The sequence below is a fragment of the Rhodococcus sp. Leaf225 genome, assembly GCF_001426145.1.
GTDB lineage: Bacteria > Actinomycetota > Actinomycetes > Mycobacteriales > Mycobacteriaceae > Rhodococcoides.
In genome coordinates this window covers 138,552-156,548 of sequence record NZ_LMRN01000019.1, presented here as the reverse complement: position 1 = coordinate 156,548, position 17,997 = coordinate 138,552, and the positions used below count along the sequence as shown (strand labels likewise).

Annotated in this window: 17 protein-coding genes and 1 riboswitch; of the genes, 11 read left to right on the top strand and 6 right to left on the bottom strand. The window is 69.5% G+C overall.

Going from position 1 to position 17,997, the window contains the following annotated elements; all coding sequences use genetic code 11:
• On the bottom strand, nt 1-1,545 hold the full coding sequence (locus ASG69_RS13215) for a carboxylesterase/lipase family protein (RefSeq protein WP_056448415.1): 1,545 nt from the start codon (nt 1,543-1,545) through the stop codon (nt 1-3).
• A gap of 46 nt (nt 1,546-1,591) precedes the next feature.
• Nucleotides 1,592-1,981, bottom strand: coding sequence for an SRPBCC family protein (locus ASG69_RS13210; protein ID WP_027504959.1), 390 nt, complete (start codon nt 1,979-1,981; stop codon nt 1,592-1,594).
• A gap of 148 nt (nt 1,982-2,129) precedes the next feature.
• On the opposite strand from ASG69_RS13210, the gene ASG69_RS13205 reads away from it, so the two are divergent.
• The 10 genes from ASG69_RS13205 to ASG69_RS13160 all read left to right on the top strand — a co-directional run bounded on the left by ASG69_RS13205 (nt 2,130) and on the right by ASG69_RS13160 (nt 12,312).
• Nucleotides 2,130-3,527 (top strand): sugar porter family MFS transporter, encoded by a 1,398-nt coding sequence (locus tag ASG69_RS13205; RefSeq protein ID WP_027504958.1) that lies wholly within the window; start codon nt 2,130-2,132, stop codon nt 3,525-3,527.
• 29 nt (nt 3,528-3,556) lie between these two features.
• Nucleotides 3,557-3,652, top strand: a riboswitch (TPP riboswitch).
• Nucleotides 3,646-4,398, top strand: a complete 753-nt coding sequence (locus ASG69_RS13200; protein ID WP_056448412.1) for a TenA family protein — start codon at nt 3,646-3,648, stop codon at nt 4,396-4,398. Its footprint overlaps the riboswitch before it by 7 nt.
• Nucleotides 4,395-5,429, top strand: a complete 1,035-nt coding sequence (locus ASG69_RS13195; protein WP_056448409.1) for an ABC transporter substrate-binding protein — start codon at nt 4,395-4,397, stop codon at nt 5,427-5,429. The genes ASG69_RS13200 and ASG69_RS13195 overlap by 4 nt, the downstream gene beginning before the upstream one ends.
• Complete coding sequence (locus ASG69_RS13190) at nt 5,407-6,201, top strand: ABC transporter permease (RefSeq protein WP_056448406.1); 795 nt, start codon at nt 5,407-5,409, stop codon at nt 6,199-6,201. The genes ASG69_RS13195 and ASG69_RS13190 overlap by 23 nt, the downstream gene beginning before the upstream one ends.
• Nucleotides 6,198-6,944, top strand: a complete 747-nt coding sequence (locus tag ASG69_RS13185; RefSeq protein ID WP_056448563.1) for an ABC transporter ATP-binding protein — start codon at nt 6,198-6,200, stop codon at nt 6,942-6,944. The genes ASG69_RS13190 and ASG69_RS13185 overlap by 4 nt, the downstream gene beginning before the upstream one ends.
• A gap of 9 nt (nt 6,945-6,953) precedes the next feature.
• Entirely contained in the window at nt 6,954-7,247 is a 294-nt protein-coding gene (locus tag ASG69_RS13180; RefSeq protein WP_027504953.1) for a GNAT family N-acetyltransferase, read from the top strand.
• A 47-nt stretch (nt 7,248-7,294) separates the two neighbouring features.
• Entirely contained in the window at nt 7,295-8,668 is a 1,374-nt protein-coding gene (locus ASG69_RS23085; protein ID WP_056448399.1) for a T3SS (YopN, CesT) and YbjN peptide-binding chaperone 1, read from the top strand.
• Nucleotides 8,669-8,699: 31 nt separating this feature from the next.
• Nucleotides 8,700-9,845 (top strand): alkaline phosphatase family protein, encoded by a 1,146-nt coding sequence (locus tag ASG69_RS13170; RefSeq protein WP_235578955.1) that lies wholly within the window; start codon nt 8,700-8,702, stop codon nt 9,843-9,845.
• A gap of 65 nt (nt 9,846-9,910) precedes the next feature.
• Nucleotides 9,911-11,092, top strand: a complete 1,182-nt coding sequence (locus ASG69_RS13165; protein ID WP_056448397.1) for an LLM class flavin-dependent oxidoreductase — start codon at nt 9,911-9,913, stop codon at nt 11,090-11,092.
• The gene (locus ASG69_RS13160; RefSeq protein WP_056448395.1) at nt 11,089-12,312 is read left to right on the top strand and encodes an SfnB family sulfur acquisition oxidoreductase; all 1,224 of its coding nucleotides are present in this window, start codon (nt 11,089-11,091) and stop codon (nt 12,310-12,312) included. The genes ASG69_RS13165 and ASG69_RS13160 overlap by 4 nt, the downstream gene beginning before the upstream one ends.
• Here the strand turns inward: ASG69_RS13160 and ASG69_RS13155 are convergent.
• From ASG69_RS13155 to ASG69_RS13145, 4 genes are all read right to left on the bottom strand, one after another.
• A complete protein-coding gene (locus tag ASG69_RS13155) occupies nt 12,309-13,013 on the bottom strand; it encodes a YqjF family protein (RefSeq protein WP_056448558.1) in 705 nt (234 codons plus the stop codon). The two genes, ASG69_RS13160 and ASG69_RS13155, sit on opposite strands and share 4 nt — an antisense overlap.
• Before the next feature lie 52 nt (nt 13,014-13,065).
• A complete protein-coding gene (locus ASG69_RS23260; protein WP_261770158.1) occupies nt 13,066-13,191 on the bottom strand; it encodes an MFS transporter small subunit in 126 nt (41 codons plus the stop codon).
• Entirely contained in the window at nt 13,188-14,576 is a 1,389-nt protein-coding gene (locus tag ASG69_RS13150; protein WP_051613185.1) for an OFA family MFS transporter, read from the bottom strand. The genes ASG69_RS23260 and ASG69_RS13150 overlap by 4 nt, the downstream gene beginning before the upstream one ends.
• 106 nt (nt 14,577-14,682) lie before the next feature.
• Nucleotides 14,683-15,783 carry a hypothetical protein gene (locus ASG69_RS13145; protein ID WP_156380525.1) on the bottom strand — a complete coding sequence of 367 codons (1,101 nt, stop codon included), beginning with the start codon at nt 15,781-15,783 and terminating at the stop codon, nt 14,683-14,685.
• Nucleotides 15,784-15,892: 109 nt separating this feature from the next.
• Here ASG69_RS13145 and malQ point away from each other — a divergent pair, with 109 nt between their 5' ends.
• Nucleotides 15,893-17,992, top strand: a complete 2,100-nt coding sequence (gene malQ / locus ASG69_RS13140) for a 4-alpha-glucanotransferase (RefSeq protein ID WP_056448386.1) — start codon at nt 15,893-15,895, stop codon at nt 17,990-17,992.
• Nucleotides 17,993-17,997: the final 5 nt, after the last annotated feature.

Genomic DNA, 17,997 nt, shown 5'->3' with positions numbered 1-17,997 from the left:
TCAGCTGAAGCCGAGCACCTTCTCGCCCCAGATCTCGCGCAGCTCACGGTCCGGATCCTCGACCAGAGCATCACGCCCGTCGATGACGAGAGTGCGACGACGCTCGTCGTAGGGCGCCCAGTGCTTCGACCCGTCCAGCGCAGCAGGAACCCCGTGCCACGCGAACGCCACCCAGCGTCGCTGAATTCGCCGGGAGACCTGCTGCGCTGCCTTGCGCCCACCCAGCCAGAAGGTCGGGTCCCGGTCGAAGGTCCCGAAATTGCCGAAGACGTACGGCAACTCGGTGGCGTGACCGGCGCCGATACGCGCCGCGCGCAGCACGGGTGTCGCGTGATCGAAGCGGTAGACGAACGTCGGCGCTCGTCGGCAATGGGCCTCCGCGATCCACAGGCTCGGCATCCGGAACCCTGCGTCGCGCGAGAGGGCCAGCGCGCCCGCACTCTTCGGCAGATCCGGGTACGCGGAGAGGATGTCGGCGATACGAGCCGGTGAGAGATCGGGATGATCGACGGCGATCGCCTCGAACATCGTGCTCACCGTGTCCGAGGTGACGGGCATCAACGGCGACTTCATCAGGCGGAACACCGATGCCTCGTCGTGATTAGACCCGATGATGAGCGGGACGTCGTGCGAGAAGCCCTTCTGGAACGCGGCCACCGGATACCGCGGCACCACGTCACCGTCGACGACGGGTGCGAATCCCAATGTGCCGGGAACCTTCTCGGGAACCTCGTAGACCAGCTTCTCGGCTGCGTCGACCAACCTCTCCACCGGCATCGTCCGCAGCTCCTCGGCACGCTCCGCGGGCAGATCGACGAGTTCGAGGAACCGCTGCGCGACGGTGCGCGCGCGTTCCGGGCCGTACACCGAGGTGGCCGGGGAACTCTGGGCGATCGCCTTGTGGAACAGACCTTCCGCGTGCGGTGACGTCATGAGAGTGGTCACCGACGCGCCACCGGACGACTCACCGAAGACGGTGACGTTGGTCGGGTCGCCGCCGAACGCGGCGATGCAGTCGCGCACCCACGTGAGCGCCGCGATCTGGTCGCGGAGCCCGAGATTGGTCTCGAAGACGCTGCCGTCGGTGTCGAACGACGACAGGTCCAACCACCCCAGCGCGCCCACCCGGTAGTTGACGGTCACGACCACCACCTCACCGAGGCGGGACAGGTTGCGCCCGTTGTAGATCCGTTGCGCAGATGATCCCAGGACGTAGGCACCGCCGTGGATCCACACCATCACCGGACGGGAGATGCCGTCCGGTGTCGGGGCCCAGACGTTGAGAGTCAGGCAGTCCTCGTCCATCGGGATGGACGAGTCCATGGGAATCGGGCCGTCACGGCCCTGCGGTGCCATCGCACCGAAGGTCCTGCCGTCGCGGACCCCGTCCCACGGCTCCGGTGGGCGTGGTGCGCGGAATCGGTGCTCCGCCACGGGTGGCGCCGCGAACGGGATGCCCTTCCAACTGACAACGTCGCCGTGCCCGTAGCCGCGGATCTCACCGTCGCGCGACGAGACGACATGGCTGCTCTCGGTTGCCCCCACGAGGACCGACGTTACAGGGAGTGCGGGGATCGGACCCCGATGGTCGTCACGCTGTCACCAGTCGACCGAGCGCGAACAGGGCCGCTGGAGAGTAGCCGAGGACGAGCGGTGCCAGACCGTCCACGACCAACCACGTCGACGAGCCCGACCCCGCGCTGACGACACCGTGTTCCAGGGTGAGCCCGGCACTCGGAGCGCCGATCCACGCGCGCCACGACCACACCCGTGCGGCCTCGTCCACGGAGTGGACCTCGAAGGACACCCGCACGCCGAGGGGTCCGCGCACCGTGCCGGTCGTGCCGGCGGCGAGACGGTCGGTGGACGCGTCGACCCCCATGATCTGCGGTGCCCACGTCGACCAGAGCGACAGGTCCATGTACCGCTCCCACGCGACGTCGGCGGAGGCGTCGCCGGTGCGTCGCAGAGTCTTCTTCATGACCGGCGGGATTCACCGTTCCGACGCTGCTCAAACTGCCGTCAGGTCGCCGCTCCACAGCGGTCGCGCCGGGCGTAGGGTCCGAACCAAGCGAAACTCCTCCGCCATCGACCGGCGCGGCCGGTGGCCGACATGTAGGTGGACAAGGATGACCACACAGGCATCGGCCAATCACACGGCCAAAGTCATCGGCGTGACCATTGCGGCCGCCGTCGGCGGCTTTCTCTTCGGTTTCGACAGTTCCGTCATCAACGGCGCCGTCGACTCCATCCAGGGCAGATTCGCCCTCGGCGAGTTCCTCACCGGCTTCACCGTCGCGATCGCCCTGCTCGGGTGCGCGGCGGGCGCCTGGTTCGCCGGCGGACTGGCCGACCGGTGGGGACGCAAGAAGGTGATGCTGCTCGGGTCCGCGCTCTTCATCATCTCGTCGGTCGGCTCGGGTCTGGCCTTCAGCGTTCCCGACCTGATGCTGTGGCGTGTGCTCGGCGGTCTCGGCATCGGCATCGCGTCGGTGATCGCCCCCGCGTACATCGCGGAGATCTCGCCGGCCCGGATGCGCGGCAGCCTCGCGTCGCTGCAGCAGCTGGCCATCACCATCGGCATCTTCGCCGCACTGCTCTCGGACGCCGTGCTGGCGGATCGTGCGGACGGTGCGTCCAACGACCTGTGGCTCGGCCTCGAGGCCTGGCGGTGGATGTTCATCGTCGGCGTGATCCCCGCCGTCGTCTACGGCGTCCTCGCGTTGCTCATCCCCGAGTCGCCGCGTTACCTCGTGGGCAAGCACCTCGACGAGGAGGCCGCGCAGATTCTCGCGAACATCACCGGCGAGAAGCACCCCAACGAGCGCATCCACGAGATCCGCCTGACTCTGCGCAAGGAGCAGCGCTCGTCGTTCGCCGACATCCGCGGTCCGCGCTTCGGTCTGCAGCCGCTGGTGTGGGTCGGCATCATCATGGCCGTCCTGCAGCAGTTCGTCGGTATCAACGCGATCTTCTACTACTCCACCACACTGTGGAAGTCGGTGGGCTTCACCGAGAGTCAGTCCTTCACCACGTCGGTCATCACCTCCGTGATCAACGTGGCCATGACGTTCGTGGCCATTCTCTTCGTCGACCGGGTGGGTCGGCGCAACCTGCTCATGGCCGGTTCCATCGGTATGTTCGTCGGTCTCCTCATGGCGGCGATCGCGTTCTCCCAGCAGATCGGCACCGGCGACGAGGTCTCCCTGCCCGATCCCTGGGGCGTCGTGGCGCTGATCGGCGCAAACCTGTTCGTGATCTTCTTCGCGTCGACGTGGGGACCGATCATGTGGGTCCTGCTCGGCGAGATGTTCCCGAACCGTATGCGCGCCATGGCTCTCGGCATCGGTACGGCCGCGAACTGGGTGGCCAACTTCGTCATCTCGCTGCTGTTCCCGTCGCTCACCGAGATGGTCGGACTCTCCATCGTCTACGGCGGCTTCGCACTCTTCGCCGCCCTGTCGTTCTTCTTCGTGAAGTCCAAGATCCCCGAGACCAAGGGCATGGAACTGGAGGACATGAAGTAGCCGCACGACCGCCGGTGCTATGGTCGGCGAGTTCTGACACGGGGTGCTTCGCGTCGCGAGGCTGAGACCACACCCGAGAACCTGATGCAGGTAATTCTGACGAAGGGATGTCACGGCCATGACGCCGTACGACCATGCGGTCGACGCTGCCTCCACCACCAATGCAGCCGACCTCACACGCTTCACCGACCTCCTCTGGGACCGCACGGCAGGCCTGCGGGCCCGGATCGACGACCTCGAGTTCCTCACCCGACTCGGCGACGGCACCCTGCCGACCACGTCGTTCCGGACGTACATCGAGCAGGACGGCCTCTACCTCGAGGGATACGCGAAGGCCTTGGCCCTCCTGTCCTCGCGCGCCGTCGATGCGGAGGCCGGAGCGTTCTGGGCCACGTCGGCGGCCACGGCCGCGACGGTCGAGAAGTCGTTGCACACCGGCCTTCTCGCCGACGTCGCACTCGGCGGTCCGTCGGAGACGCCGGTCGAGCACAGCCAGGCGTGCCTCGGGTACGTCTCGTTCCTCACGGCGACGGCGGCGACCGACACCTACGCCGTCGGCGCCGCGGCCGCGCTCCCCTGTTTCTGGATCTACGCCGAGGTCGGCCGCGGACTCGCGGCCTCGGCCCGCGCCGTGCTCGACGCTGATCCGCACCACCCGTACGCCCGGTGGGTGACGACGTACGACGCCGAGGACTTCCAGACCTCCGCCGCGCGCGCCCGCGAGCTCGTCGACGCGGCTGCCGAGGTGGCCGGCCCGGCCGAACGACAGCGGATGAGTGACGCGTTCGTCGTGGCGATGCGCTACGAACTGCTGTTCTGGGACACCGCCCTGAACACCGTGCCCTGGCCTGCTTCGGGGTCGGACGCATGAGGGCGCGGCACACGAGGGTCGGGCGCGTCGCGGCTCTGCTCACCGTGTCGCTCGTCGCCGCCGCGGGTCTCGCGGGCTGCGCCACGTCCGATGCCTCCGACGCGAACACGATCCGCTTCGCGCTCGACTGGACACCCAACACGAACCACACGGGCCTGTTCGTCGCCCAGCAGGAGGGCTACTTCGCGGACGCCGGGCTGAACGTCGAGATCCTGCCGTACAACTCGACGTCCCCCGACACGCTGATCGACTCCGGCAACGCCGAGTTCGGGATCAGCTTCCACAGCTCCGCCACCTACGCCCGCGCTGCCGGTGCGAAGGTGACCTCGGTGATGGCGCCGCTGCAGCACTGGGCCACCGGCATCGGCGTCCGCGCCGACCGGCAGGACATCCGGAGCCCTCGCGACCTGGACGGGCGGACCTACGCCGGGTTCGGCGATGCGGGCGAGGAGGCCACCCTCCGCAAGGTGATCGAGAACGACGGTGGCACCGGCGATTTCGAGACCGTGGTGCTCGGGACGTCCGCGTACGAGGCGGTCTACTCCGGTACCGCGGACTTCACCGTCTCCTACTTCGCGTGGGAGGGTCTCGAGGCCGAGCGGGCCGGAACCCCGATGACGTACTTCGACTACACCGACTTCGGCTTCCCCGACTCGTACGCGATCGTCGTCGACGGCGGTGACGAGTGGATGGCCGAGCACCCCGAACAGGCGCGACAGTTCGTGCAGGCCTTGCAGAAGGGTTACCAGAAGGCCGCCGACGATCCCGACGCGGGCGCGCGCGATCTGATCGACGCCAACCCGGGAGCATTTCCCGACGAGGACCTGGTCGTCGAGAGTCAGCGCATGCTGGCGGAGGACTACATGCTCGACGAGAACGGCCGCGTCGGGACGCAGACCCTGGAGCGATGGTCCGGGTACTCGAAGTTCCTGTTCGACGCCGGTGTCCTGGCCGGGCCCGACGGCGCACCGCTGACCACCGAGCCCGACTGGTCGACCTACTTCACCGATGAGTACCTCGATCAGGGCTGAGCGCGGCGGACGGGTGGGGCGGTACGCGCCGGCGCTGCTGCTCGCGGCGGGCCTCGTGGCGGCCTGGCAGGTGTACGTGGTCGTCAGCGGCATCTCGCCGCGCGTACTCCCCTCCCCCGCCCGCGTCGTCGATCAGGGCTGGACGAACCGTGCCGTCATCGCGGGTCACGCATCGTCCACCATTCAGGTCACTCTGCTCGGTTTCGCCGTCTCCCTGACGATCTCGTGGATCATCGCCACGGCCGTGGACTTCTCGCCGTGGCTGCGCCGCGCCGTCGTTCCCCTGCTCGTGGTGTCGCAGACACTGCCGGTCATCGCCGTCGCTCCCCTGATGATCATCTGGTTCGGATTCGGCATCCTCCCCAAGCTCCTGGTGATCGCGCTGGTGACGTTCTTCCCGATGACCCTCGGCCTGATCGAGGGATTCGCCTCCGCGGACAAGGAGTCCGACGCACTGCTGCGCAGCATGGGAGCGTCACGGCGACAACAGTTCCGGTACGTCCGGCTCCCGTCCGCGCTGCCGCGCTTCTTCACCGCGCTCCGCATCGGGATCACCTACGCCGTCGTCGGTGCCGTCTTCTCCGAGTACGTCGGCGCCACGTCGGGTCTGGGCATCTACATGGCGCAGCAGAAGAACGCGTTCCGCACGGATCTCGTGCTGGCCGCGGTCGTGGTCACGGCGGTGTGCAGCATCGCACTCTTCCTCCTCACGTTCGTGGCCGAGCGGCTTCTCGCGCCGTGGGCGCTCGCGGCGAAGGAGGGAACGCGATGACGGATCCTGTTCTGGAGCTGACCTCGGTGCGCAAGTCCTACCCGGGGACACCGGTACTGGACGGGATCGACCTCGCCGTCGAGGGAGGACAGTTCGTGTCGATCGTCGGCCCGAGCGGCTGCGGCAAGAGCACGCTGTTGACCCTCCTCGCCGGTCTCGACGACGCGGACAGCGGCACCGTGGTGACACCGCGCTGCGCGTACATGCCGCAGAAGGATCTGTTGTTCCCGTGGCGTTCGGTTCTCGCGAACACCGCACTCGGGCTGGAGGTGCAGGGGGTTCCGAGGGCGCAGGCGCGGCGCCGGGCCCGCGACCTGTTCCCGGTCTTCGGCCTCGACGGCTTCGAGAACGCACGCCCCTCGTCGCTGTCCGGCGGGATGCGGCAGCGGGCCGCACTGCTCCGGACCGTCGTGCAGGGACGCGACGTCCTGCTGCTGGACGAGCCGTTCGGCGCTCTCGACTCGCTGACCAGGACGGCCATGCAGGACTGGTTGCAGGAGGTGTGGCAGCGGTACCGCTGGACGGTCCTGATGATCACCCACGACATCCGGGAGGCGGTGCAGGTGTCGGACCGGGTCGTCGTGCTGTCGCCGCGGCCCGCGCGGGTGGTCGCCGACGTGAGCATCGATCTGCCGCGGCCGCGACGCGCCGAGACCGCCACCACGCGGGAGTTCGCGACCTACGAACGCGCACTGCTGGACGCCCTCGGAAGCACGGGCCCTCGTCCCGGCGCGGGCGAGTAGGTTCGGTCCATGGCAGACACAGACGACACCCGCGTGGAGCACCATCCCGATCGTCAGCGTTTCGAGATCCTCGTCGGTGAGGAGGTCGCCGGCTACGCCGAGTATCGGCAGACCGATCCGACGGTCCGGGACTTCGACCACACCGTGACGCTTCCCGAGTTCCGCGGCCGCGGACTCGCGGCCGTCCTGGTGCGTCACGCACTCGACGACACACGCGCCGCGGGGCTGAAGATCGTCCCGTCGTGCTCCTACGTGCACCACTTCGTCGAGACGCACGAGGAGTACGCCGATCTGACCGTGTGAGCCGGGACTCGCGACACCGTGTCGGTGGGCCGCGTTACGGTCGCCCCATGAACGACCTGAACAGTGTCGACCTCTCGCCCGAGGCCGCCTGGAGCCGGTTCCGCACCCTGCTCGCCGATCACCTCGACGGGATGCCGGCGGGACACTCTCTGGTGCTCGCGTGCCCGCACGCCGACTCCGATCCGGTTCCGCCGTGCCTGCAGTTCTACGGATGGGACGACGAGACGGTCCGGTGCGAGGTGCTGGCGGACGAGTACCTCGCCGAGCACCGCCGGTGGACGTCCGAGGGGCGCGCACTGCTGGAGCAGTTCGGGTTCGCCCCGCCGCCGTCGCTCCCGCACACCGCTCGCCGCGACGACGAGCCGGTGAACTGGTTCGTCGATCGCCCGCGGCGCTACGCCGACCAACTCGCCGACGCCGCTGTCCGCGTCCTGCACTCGGTGTGGGGTGTCCCGCATCCGTCGTTCCTCGAGCTGGACGGTGACCTGTGCGGCCCCGTGATCGAGGACCGGTTCGGCGCGTCGTCCACGGACCCCGAGGACGCGCCGCCGTCCGACCCTGTCCCGTTCGACCCGCTGCGGCCGGTCCGCACGTCCGGTCCCGAGGCCCGTCTCGAGATCATCGAGCAGACGCTCCTGCACATCCTCGGGTTCGTGCCGCACCCCGACGAGGACGGCGACTACCCGTTCCGTCTCGGGCCGGCCTGGCTCTACCTGTGCCCCACCCCGGAGGCACCGTTCGTACAGATCCTCGCGCCGCTCGCGGCCGGCGTCACCGACGAGGCGCGAGCACTGTCGGTCGTCAACGACGTCAATCGCCGGTGGCCGCACGTCAAGGTGCTGCTGGACGAGGATCGCATCGTCGCCACCATCGACGTCACGGTGGTGCCGTTCGTCCCGCAGCACGTGGCCGACATGCTGGCCGTCATGGAGAAGTTCGCCGGCGAGGCCGCCGAGCATCTCCGGGCCGGGCTCGGGGCGCGGCCCTACCTCGACGCGTTCGGTGAACCGACGCCCGAGTACGACGCGGGTGACGGGACGGACGAGCACGGCGGTCCGGCGATTCCCGAGGCACTGCGCGCGATCGCCGAGGCAGTGTGGGAGCGCGGCGCCGACATCGACGTCGAGGAGGTGCTGAACGCGTGCGGACACGATCGCACGCGCGTCGTCCGCTTCCTGGACGTGGCGCGCGAGTGCGAGCTCTCCGCCCTCGATCGCACGCTCGACGACACCGATCCGCGAGTCGCCGCGTCGGCCGGTCTCGATGCGCGGGTCTGGCGCACCACCTCCGCGCTCCTCACGTCCGCGCACCGGCGTCTGGCCGCCGACCGCGTCGACGGACCGACGCGGTCGTCCGGCTCCCAGCTCGACCTGTTCGGGACCGACCTCGCCGGCGGAACCGGTGACAGCCTCTTCGACTGACGATAAGGGTGCTGCCGATAGCCTTCGATGTGTGGTGACCACTCCGCGCTACGGCGGCGACAGCCTGTCCGATCTTCTGCCGTCGGTGCTCGGCGCACTCGGCGTCCCCGGTGAGTCCGACACCGTCGGGCTGGGGTTGTCCGGGGTCCGGCGGGTCTGCGTACTACTGGTCGACGGCCTCGGAGCTCGACAGTTGGCGGCGCACGCCTCGGCAGCGCCGACACTCTCCTCGCTCACCGAGCGGGTCGTCACCGCCACGTTCCCGTCCACCACCGCGACGTCGTTGGCGTCACTGGGCACCGGACGCACGCCCGGTGAGCACGGCATCGTCGGCTACCTCACCGCCGTGCCCGGCTTCGACCGTCCGATGAATCCGCTGCACTGGCGTCTGCACGGTCAGGGACCCCGCGTCGATCTGCTCGCCGAGCTCGTTCCGGAACAGTTCCAACCTCGCGACACCGTGTTCGAGCGCGCCGCGGCGGACGGGGTGTCCGTCACTCGCATCGCGCCGTCCTACCAGCGCGAGTCCGGGCTCACCCGCGCCGTACTGCGCGGCGGGGACTTCTCCGCGTCGGTGTCCGCGGGCGATCTCGTCGCCGAGACCTCGCGCGCGCTGCGGCGCGGCCAGCGGTCACTCGTCTACTCGTACTGGTCCGAACTCGACCTCACCGGCCACGTGCGCGGGCCGGACTCCGACGCGTGGCGCCACGAGCTGACTCAGGTCGACACCATCGTCGCCGGCATCCTCGGCGAGTTGCCCTCCGACGCAGCGCTGCTCGTCACCGCCGATCACGGGATGGTGCAGATCGGCACCCGCGTGGACATCGACGCGACGCCCGCACTCACCGCCGACGTCCGGATGATCTGCGGCGAACCCCGCGCGCGCCACGTCTTCGCCGACGCCGGCGCCGCTGCCACGGTGCTCGATGCCTGGCGGGAGACCCTGGGTCCGGACCACCTGGTGGTGGGCCGCGACGATGCGGTCTCCCGGGGCTGGTTCGGGCCGTCGGTGCGCCCCGACGTCGCGGCGTGCATCGGTGACGTCCTGGCTCTGGCTCTCGGCGACGGCGCCCTGATCCGCCGCGGGGCCGAACCGAACCAGTCGGCGCTGCCCGGCCATCACGGCTCCCTGACCGACGTCGAGATGACCGTTCCCCTCCTCGTGGCACGGGGCTGACACGCCAAGAATCGCCCTGATTCCAACGCTTCGCGGGGCGCCGCGACGGTCCTACGGTGGGACGAGTGACCCTCGACAACTCTTCTCTCGCCCTGCACTGGTTCCTTCCCACCTACGGCGACAGCAGGTCGATCGTCGGCGGCGGACACGGCATGCGAGTCGGCGCCGCGGGCGGAGATCGTCGCGCGAGCATCGGGTACCTGTCGTCCATCGGCCGCGCGGCCGAGGAGTTCGGCTTCACCGGTGCACTCACCCCGGCCGGCGCGTGGTGCGAGGACGCGTGGCTCACCACGGCGATGCTCGCCCGCGAGACCGAGAAGCTCGCATTCCTCATCGCCTTCCGACCGGGTCTGATCAGCCCGACCCTCGCGGCGCAGATGTCGGCGACGTTCAGCAACCATGCGCCCGGCCGACTCCTGCTCAACGTCGTCACCGGGGGCGAGGCTCACGAGCAGCGTCAGTACGGCGATCACCTGTCCAAGGACGAGCGGTACGCCCGCACGGACGAGTTCCTCACCATCGTCCGCGGCCTCTGGCGCGGCGAGTCGGTGACGCACCAGGGCACGCACATCCAGGTCGAGGACGCGTCGCTGCCGTTCCTCCCCGACCCCACGCCTCCGCTGTACTTCGGCGGCTCCTCTCCCGCTGCGGGCCCGGTGGCGGCGGACCACTCCGACGTCTATCTCACGTGGGGTGAGCCGACCACGGCCGTGGCGAAGAAGATCGAGTGGATCCGCGGACTCGCGGCCGAGCGCGGACGCACCGTGCGCTTCGGCATCCGTCTGCACGTGATCACCCGCGATACGTCCGAGGAGGCATGGAAACAGGCGGGCGCGCTCGTCGAGGCGCTCGGCGAGGACGCCGTCGCGACGGCGCAGTCCAACCTGGCGCGGAGCGAGTCGGTGGGCCAGCGCGCGATGCTCGCTCTGCACGAGGGGAGCCGCAGGACCGGGTCCTGGAAGGACCCGCGCGCACTCGAGATCTCCCCCAACCTGTGGGCCGGTGTCGGCCTGGTGCGCGGCGGGGCGGGAACGGCCCTCGTCGGGAGCCACACCGAGGTGGCCGATCGCATCGCGGAGTACGCGGCCATCGGCATCGACGAGTTCGTTCTCTCCGGTTATCCACACCTCGAGGAGCTGTACTGGTTCGGCGAGGGTGTCATCCCCCAGCTGCGCAGCCGCGGACTGTTCTCCGGCGGCGCCGCGGCACGCGCCACCGGCCACACCCCGTTCCTCCCCGCCCGATGACCACCGAACCCGGCCCGAAGACCCTGCCGCCGGTGCTCGACGACGACGCTGCGCTGGCCGTCGCCGCCGCGCTCGGGGCGAAGATCGCCCCGTCCGCGATCGAACGTGACCGCGATCGACGGCTGCCCGGCCCGGAACTGGACCTGCTGTCCGCGTCGGGCCTGCTGGGCATCACCGTGCCCGCGGAGTTCGGCGGCAGGCCGGTCTCGGCGCGCACCCTCGCCTCGGTGTTCCTCTCGCTCGCTCGCGGGGACGCCAGCATCGCGCAGATACCGCAGAGCCACATGACCTTCCTCGACGCGCTGCGGCGACAGGGATCGACGGAGCAACAGCGACGCTTCTTCGCCGAGGCCCTCGCCGGTCGCCGCTTCGCCAACGCCCAGAGCGAGCGCGGCACACCCTCCATCGCGGTCGACCGGACCACGGTGACGTCCCGTCCGGACGGCACCTCGTCGCTGAACGGCACCAAGTACTACTCGACGGGCGCGCTCTTCGCACACTGGTTGGTGGTCCGCGGCGTGCAGGCGGGCCCCGGCGAGCAGGGTGATCAGAGCCGAAAGGTGCTGGCCTACATCCCGGCGGACGCGCCCGGAGTGCTCGTCGAGGACGACTGGGACGGGCTCGGGCAGCGCACGACGGCCAGCGGCACCGTGACTCTGACGGACGTCGTGGTGCCCGCCGACTCCCTCGTGCCGTACTCCGCCCTCTTCGACGACGCGACCACCTACGGGGCGCGCGCTCAGCTGCTGCACGCCGCCATCGATGCCGGCATCGCCCGCGCCGCCGTCGACACCGCTCGCGACGTCGTGGTCGTCGCTCGCCCTCCGGTGGACGCCGACGTGGCGACGGCCGACCGGGATCCGTTGCTGCTGCAGCAGTTCGGCGAGGTGGAGATCGGGGTGCGCGGGGCCGAGGCGCTCGTGCGCGAGGCCGGCGAGGCGATCGACGTGGCCGAGCGCGAGCTCACACCGGACAGCGCCGCGGCGGCCTCCATCGCGACAGCAGCGGCCAAGGTAGCCTCGGCGCGTGCGTCCCTCGACGCCACCACGGCACTGTTCGACGCGGGCGGAACTCGCAGTGCCGCAGCCTCTCTACGGCTGGACAGGCTGTGGCGCGACGCGAGGACCCACACGCTCCACGACCCTGTGCGATGGAAGACTCAACACGTCGGCCGGTACGCGCTCACCGGGGCGCACCCGCCGCGCCACGGACTGATCTAGTCGCGTACCGGTGTCGCGGCGTAGGGACGCCCGAACTGCGTTCGCACACCGTCGGAATACAGCACGGAGTCCGGCGGGCGGGCGGCCAGGTCCCCCACGCCCGCCGCGGCCATGAGCTGGTCGTCGCAGCGCACCAGGGTCGCCGCGCGCAGCGGCCACCGGCGGTGGGTGTTGGGGACGTAGACGGGTCGGCCCGCGACGGACGTGTGCATCCCCCACCGAGCGGTGAGGAACACCGACAGCGGATCGTCGGACATGTCGGTGTCGCCGGGGGACACGGTGAAGTCGGTCGTCGCACCACGGTGCGGCGGTGCCAGTCGCCGAGAGCGGTAGCCGACGACCCGGTTCCGAGGATCACCGTCGTCGACGATGTCGATGTGCGACCAGCGATACGGCACCCCCGCCGCGTTCGTGGCCAGCACCACTGCGGCACGGGTGGCGTCGAGAGAACGGAACACGACCCCTCGGCGATCGTCACCGTCGCGGCTGTAGAGCCGCACGTTGATCTCGCCGAAGGTTCCGAGTCGCGGTACCGGTCGGCCGTACCCCAACCCGGCCCCCACCATCTCGAAGCCGATCAGTCCGACATAGGTGTACCCGTCCATCGTGTCGGGGACGATGCCGCGAGGCAGCAACGGCGCGACGACGTCCGGGGCGACACGCCAGTGCAGGAACACGAGGCGTTCCCACCGCTGGTCCATGATCACGGGGCGCGGCAGCACAGGCGGGCGAGGCCAGAGATCTACGCTCCGATCACGCACCGAAGAGGTTCTTGGCCTTGAGGATCAGCTCGTAGACACCCCAGGCGAAGGGAACCCCGACCCACAGCCAGGACACCACCACGACGGGCACACGCGCGCCCTGCTTCGTCTCGCTCATACCGTCGCCTCGTTCTTGTCGTTCGTACCCTCGTCGGTCGCAGTGCCCGGCGTCGTCGCCTCCGGGTCCGGCTCCGAGTACTTCGGATCCACGGGCTTGATCAGTTCGTTCGCGACGAAGCCGATGGAGAGCAGGACGATCATCGTCACGAACGCGGGAACGTACCGTCCGGTGGTTCCCTCCTCGCCGAGGTCGGCGATCGCGTTGACGATCAGTGGTCCGAGCACGCCCGCGACCGACCAGGCCGTCAACAGTCGTCCGTGGATGGCACCGACCTGATAGGTACCGAACAGGTCACGCAGGTAGGCGGGCGCCGTGGCGAAGCCTGCACCGTAGAACGACAGGATGACCATCGCGCTGACGAGGAACAGGACCTTGTTCGTGTTCGTGAAGAGCGAGATGTACAGATAGAGAAGCGCGCCCACACCGAGGTAGAGACGATAGATGTTCTTGCGACCCACCAGGTCGGACACCGACGACCACACGAACCGGCCGAGCATGTTCGTCAGCGAGAGGAACGCGACGAAGCCCGCGGCCGCTGCCACCACGGATTCCGGGGCAGTGGGGTCGGGAAAGAAGTCGGTGTAGATGCCCGCGGCGCGCTCGAGGATACCGATGCCGGCGGTGACGTTGAAGCACAACACGATCCACAGCAACCAGAACTGCGGGGTCTTGACGGCGTTCGCCGCGGACACGCGTGCGGTGTGCTGACCCGCCGGGGTCTGCGGTGGCGTCCACCCGGCCGGCTTCCAGTCGTCGGCGGGAACCCGGATCAGCACGACGCCGAGCGCCATGAAGACGGCGTAGCCGAGGCCGAGCGTGAGGAACGTCGTGGCGATCGAGGCATCGGTGTTGCCGCCGTACGCGGACAGGAGTTTGGTGGTCAGGGGCGAGGCCACCAGGGCGCCGCCGCCGAATCCCATGATCGCGATACCCGTCGCCATGCCCGGGCGATCGGGGAACCACTTGATCAGCGTGGAGACCGGGGAGATGTACCCGATGCCGAGGCCGATGCCGCCGACGAGTCCGTATCCGACGATCACCAACCAGAACTGGTCGAGGCTCATGCCGAGGGCCGAGATGAGCAGCCCGGAGCAGAAGAAGAGGAGCGACATCGTCATGGCCCACCGCGGACCGTGCGTCTCCACCTTCGTCCCGAGCACGGCTGCGGAGAGGCCGAGCATGACGATGGCCAGCTGGAACGGGATCGCGGTCATCGTCCCGCTCAGTCCCATGGCGGTGTCGGAGGAGATGGCGGCCTTGAACACGCTCCACGCGTAGGCCTGGCCGATCGCGAGATGAATCGCGAGGGCGGCCGGCGGAATGAGCCAGCGGCTCCATCCCGGTGGCGCGACGATACGGGCGCGTTCGAGTACTGCTGGCATGGAGGTCGTCCTTCCGGCGCGGGTCACGCGCTCAGAGGTCGACCGCGTACTACCGTGCTTTCACCGATCCGACTCGTTCCAAACAGGACGAAGGCACGGGCGCACGTCAGAGCGTGTCCCGCGAGATCTGATCGGACACCGAATGGGTGTTGTCGGCCGAGATCTCCCGCGTACCGGACCGGGAGATGAGATCGTCGATGCGCTGGTCGAGGCCCACGGTGCGCTGCACGGCGTCCAGGCTCCGGTGCTCGATCTCCGCCACCGCGATCTCGTCGACCACGCGTGACAACGCTGCGACCCGGTCGATCACCTGATCCCACACCGGGATGAGATCGGCTCGGCGCACGAGCACCTCGCGTCGACCCTCCTCGTCCACCGTGTCCCCCTGCGCCTCGAAGGCCGCGGTGAGTTCCGCGTCCAACTGGGCGAGTGCGACCACGTCCACCGCGATCTGCACCAGTTCGGTTCCCGGGTCGAGCTGCGCCCGGGCCACCGCGAACAGGTCCGAGCGCCAGATCCGCGAGGAGAGGATCCGGTCGTGGTACATCCCGGCGAGGAACAGCAGGGTGTCGTAGCGATCGGCGAACCGATCCGCGTCCGTGCCCGCGAGGGTGCGGACGACGTCGGCGCCCCGCGCGTGCAGCGTGTCGAGGCGCTCCGCCGCGGCGCCGCCGAGGATCCCTCGGGCTCGCGAGAGTGGACCCGGTCCGACACCGAGCGGAGTCGGCGTGTGCCGCAACGCCTCGAAGAGGGCGGTGCGCTGGTCGACGTCGAGGTGGATGCCCTCGCGCCGCTCCCGGCGGATCGCGCGGACCCCCGACGCGTAGTGACCGGAACTCATCACGAACCGCGTGCGGTACGACCCCAGTCGACGTTCGAGCAGCACGTGCCGTTGCAGCAGAGCCAGGCGCGTGGGCCCGGTGCGCAGTACGACCGTGCGACCGTCGATCCAGTGCAGCTCCTCCGTGATCAGCCGCAGGGTGCCGAATCCGCCCAGTGCGGGGAACTTCCGGCCGGCGCGCAGGCGCGCGAGCGCGATGCCGCGCGTCTCCTCGTCGAGACGACCCAGCGCGACGAGCAGCGCGGCGCGGTCGGACAGCGGCTCGTGAGCGCGTCCGGACCGGTCCGACTCGATGCGCGTCGACTCGGCGATGGTCCGCACGGTGTCCGCTCGACGGGCACGCACGTCCGCGGGGTCACTCGTCACCGTTCTCCACCTCCCCCACCGATTCTGCAGGTGCCACCAGTGTTCCAGATCGAGTCGGGACACGGTTCTCACGTCCGCGGCCACCCCCGCGCGGCACTACCATCGAAGCGTGACGAACATCGAACGACTACGCCACCTCGCCGGGCTCCACGGCGTCGCCACGTCGTACGAGGGGTGGGACAAGGCCCGCCGCGACGTCGGTGAATCCACCCTCCGCTCGGTCCTGACGGCGCTCGACGTGCCCGTCGACAGCGACGACGACATCGAGACCGCGATCGTCGATCACGACGAGGCACCCTGGCGGCGCACCGTGCCGGCGGTCGTCGTGGTCACGTCCGGCAAGGACCACCACGTTCCCGTCCACGTGCCGCACGGGACGTCCGTGACGGTCACCGTCGAGCTCGAGGACGGCGGCACGCGCGAGGCGGCTCAGCAGGACGTCTGGGTCGACCCCCGCGAGATCGACGGCGCCCTCGTCGGCCGAGCCACGTTCGCCGTCCCGGTCGATCTCCCGCTCGGATGGCACACGCTGCGCGCGGAGGGGGACGACGGTCTCGAGGCGTCGTGCACGCTGGTCGTCACGCCGGCCCGTCTGTCCACCGCCGAGGCACTGTCCGATCGTCAACGATGGGGCGTGCTGGCGCAGCTCTACTCCATCCGGTCCGCACAGTCGTGGGGCATCGGCGATCTGGCCGATCTGGCCGACATGGCGGCGATCCTGGGCGGCGAGCACGGAGCGGACTACGTCCTGGTCAATCCTTTGCACGCCGCGGCGCCGCGGCCACCGATCGAGGCCTCGCCCTATCTGCCGACCACCCGTCGATTCTTCAATCCGCTCTACATCCGCGTCGAGAACATCCGCGAGACAGCGATGCTGCCGCGCGACAGGTATGCCCGCATCCGCGACACCGCGCGCCGACTGCACCGCGCCGACGGTCGCACGGACGATCTGGACAGGGACAAGTCGCTGCGCGCGAAACTCCGTGCGCTCGAAGCGATCTTCCTCTTTCCGCGGAGCGCGTCCCGCCAGGCCGCGTTCGACGAGTTCCGCGCCGCGGAGGGCGTGGGCCTGCACAACTTCGCCACGTGGTGCGCACTGACGGAGAAGCTGTCGCCGGACGACACGCGATGGCAGACGAAGGCCGCCGCCCCCGGCACGCCGTGGGTCCAGCGGCAGCAGGCGAAGCTCGCGCATCGCATCGAGTTCCACAGCTGGCTCCAGTGGATCTGCGACGAGCAGCTGGCCGAGGCGCAGGCCACCGCGCACCGGGCGGGAATGGCCATCGGTGTCGTGCACGATCTGGCTGTGGGAGTGCAGCTCTCGGGTGCCGACGCCTGGTCCCTGGGTTCCGCACTGGCCGAGGGCGTGACCGTCGGCGCTCCCCCGGACGACTTCAATCAGCAAGGGCAGCAATGGAACCAGCCACCCTGGCGGCCCGACCGGCTGGCCGAACTCGGGTACGCACCGTTCCGCGACATGCTGCGCACCGTGCTCAAGCACGCGGGCGGGCTGCGGGTCGACCACATCCTCGGACTGTTCCGGCTCTGGTGGATCCCCACCGATGCCGAGACTCCCGCGGGCGGCACCTATGTCACGTACGACCACGAGGCGCTCATCGGCATCCTCGCGCTCGAGGCGGAACTGGCCGGCGCCGTGGTCATCGGTGAGGACCTCGGCGTCTTCGAACCCGTCGTCCAGGACTACCTGGCCGAGCGGGGCGTGCTGGGCACGTCCATCCTGTGGTTCGAGCGGGACGACGACGGCCCCATCGCCCCGGAGAAGTACCGCGAGCTGTGCCTGACCTCGGTGACCACCCACGACCTGCCGCCCACCGCCGGGTACCTGGCGGGTGAGCACATCGATCTGCGATCGCGGCTCGGCCTCCTCGAGAGAGCCGTCGACGAGGAGCGTGCGCAGGACGAGAAACAGCGTGAGTCCGTGCTGGACCTCGCGCGCGAGCGTGGCCTGCTCGCGGACGGTGCGTCCACCGGGGAGACGGTCGCGGCGCTGTACCGGCTGATCCAGCGCAGCCCGTCCCTGCTGATCGGAGTGGCACTGGTGGACATGGTCGGCGAGCACCGCATCCAGAACCAGCCGGGAACCAACGAGACCCAGTATCGGAACTGGCGCGTTCCCCTCGCCGACGCCGCGGGCCGCGCGGTCTCGGTGGAGGACCTGCGGCGCGCGGACCCGTTGGTGCAGTACTGAGACGC

What these genes read in the sequence shown, in the direction of transcription:
- ASG69_RS13190 (WP_056448406.1), top strand. Translation starts at nt 5,407, where the DNA reads ATGAGTACCTCGATCAGGGCTGAGCGCGGCGGACGGGTGGGGCGGTAC.
- ASG69_RS23085 (WP_056448399.1), top strand. Translation starts at nt 7,295, where the DNA reads ATGAACGACCTGAACAGTGTCGACCTCTCGCCCGAGGCCGCCTGGAGC.
- ASG69_RS23260 (WP_261770158.1), bottom strand. Translation starts at nt 13,191, where the DNA reads ATGAGCGAGACGAAGCAGGGCGCGCGTGTGCCCGTCGTGGTGGTGTCC.
- ASG69_RS13185 (WP_056448563.1), top strand. Translation starts at nt 6,198, where the DNA reads ATGACGGATCCTGTTCTGGAGCTGACCTCGGTGCGCAAGTCCTACCCG.
- ASG69_RS13155 (WP_056448558.1), bottom strand. Translation starts at nt 13,013, where the DNA reads ATGGACCAGCGGTGGGAACGCCTCGTGTTCCTGCACTGGCGTGTCGCC.
- ASG69_RS13150 (WP_051613185.1), bottom strand. Translation starts at nt 14,576, where the DNA reads ATGCCAGCAGTACTCGAACGCGCCCGTATCGTCGCGCCACCGGGATGG.
- ASG69_RS13200 (WP_056448412.1), top strand. Translation starts at nt 3,646, where the DNA reads ATGACGCCGTACGACCATGCGGTCGACGCTGCCTCCACCACCAATGCA.
- ASG69_RS13160 (WP_056448395.1), top strand. Translation starts at nt 11,089, where the DNA reads ATGACCACCGAACCCGGCCCGAAGACCCTGCCGCCGGTGCTCGACGAC.
- ASG69_RS13180 (WP_027504953.1), top strand. Translation starts at nt 6,954, where the DNA reads ATGGCAGACACAGACGACACCCGCGTGGAGCACCATCCCGATCGTCAG.
- ASG69_RS13210 (WP_027504959.1), bottom strand. Translation starts at nt 1,981, where the DNA reads ATGAAGAAGACTCTGCGACGCACCGGCGACGCCTCCGCCGACGTCGCG.
- ASG69_RS13205 (WP_027504958.1), top strand. Translation starts at nt 2,130, where the DNA reads ATGACCACACAGGCATCGGCCAATCACACGGCCAAAGTCATCGGCGTG.
- ASG69_RS13195 (WP_056448409.1), top strand. Translation starts at nt 4,395, where the DNA reads ATGAGGGCGCGGCACACGAGGGTCGGGCGCGTCGCGGCTCTGCTCACC.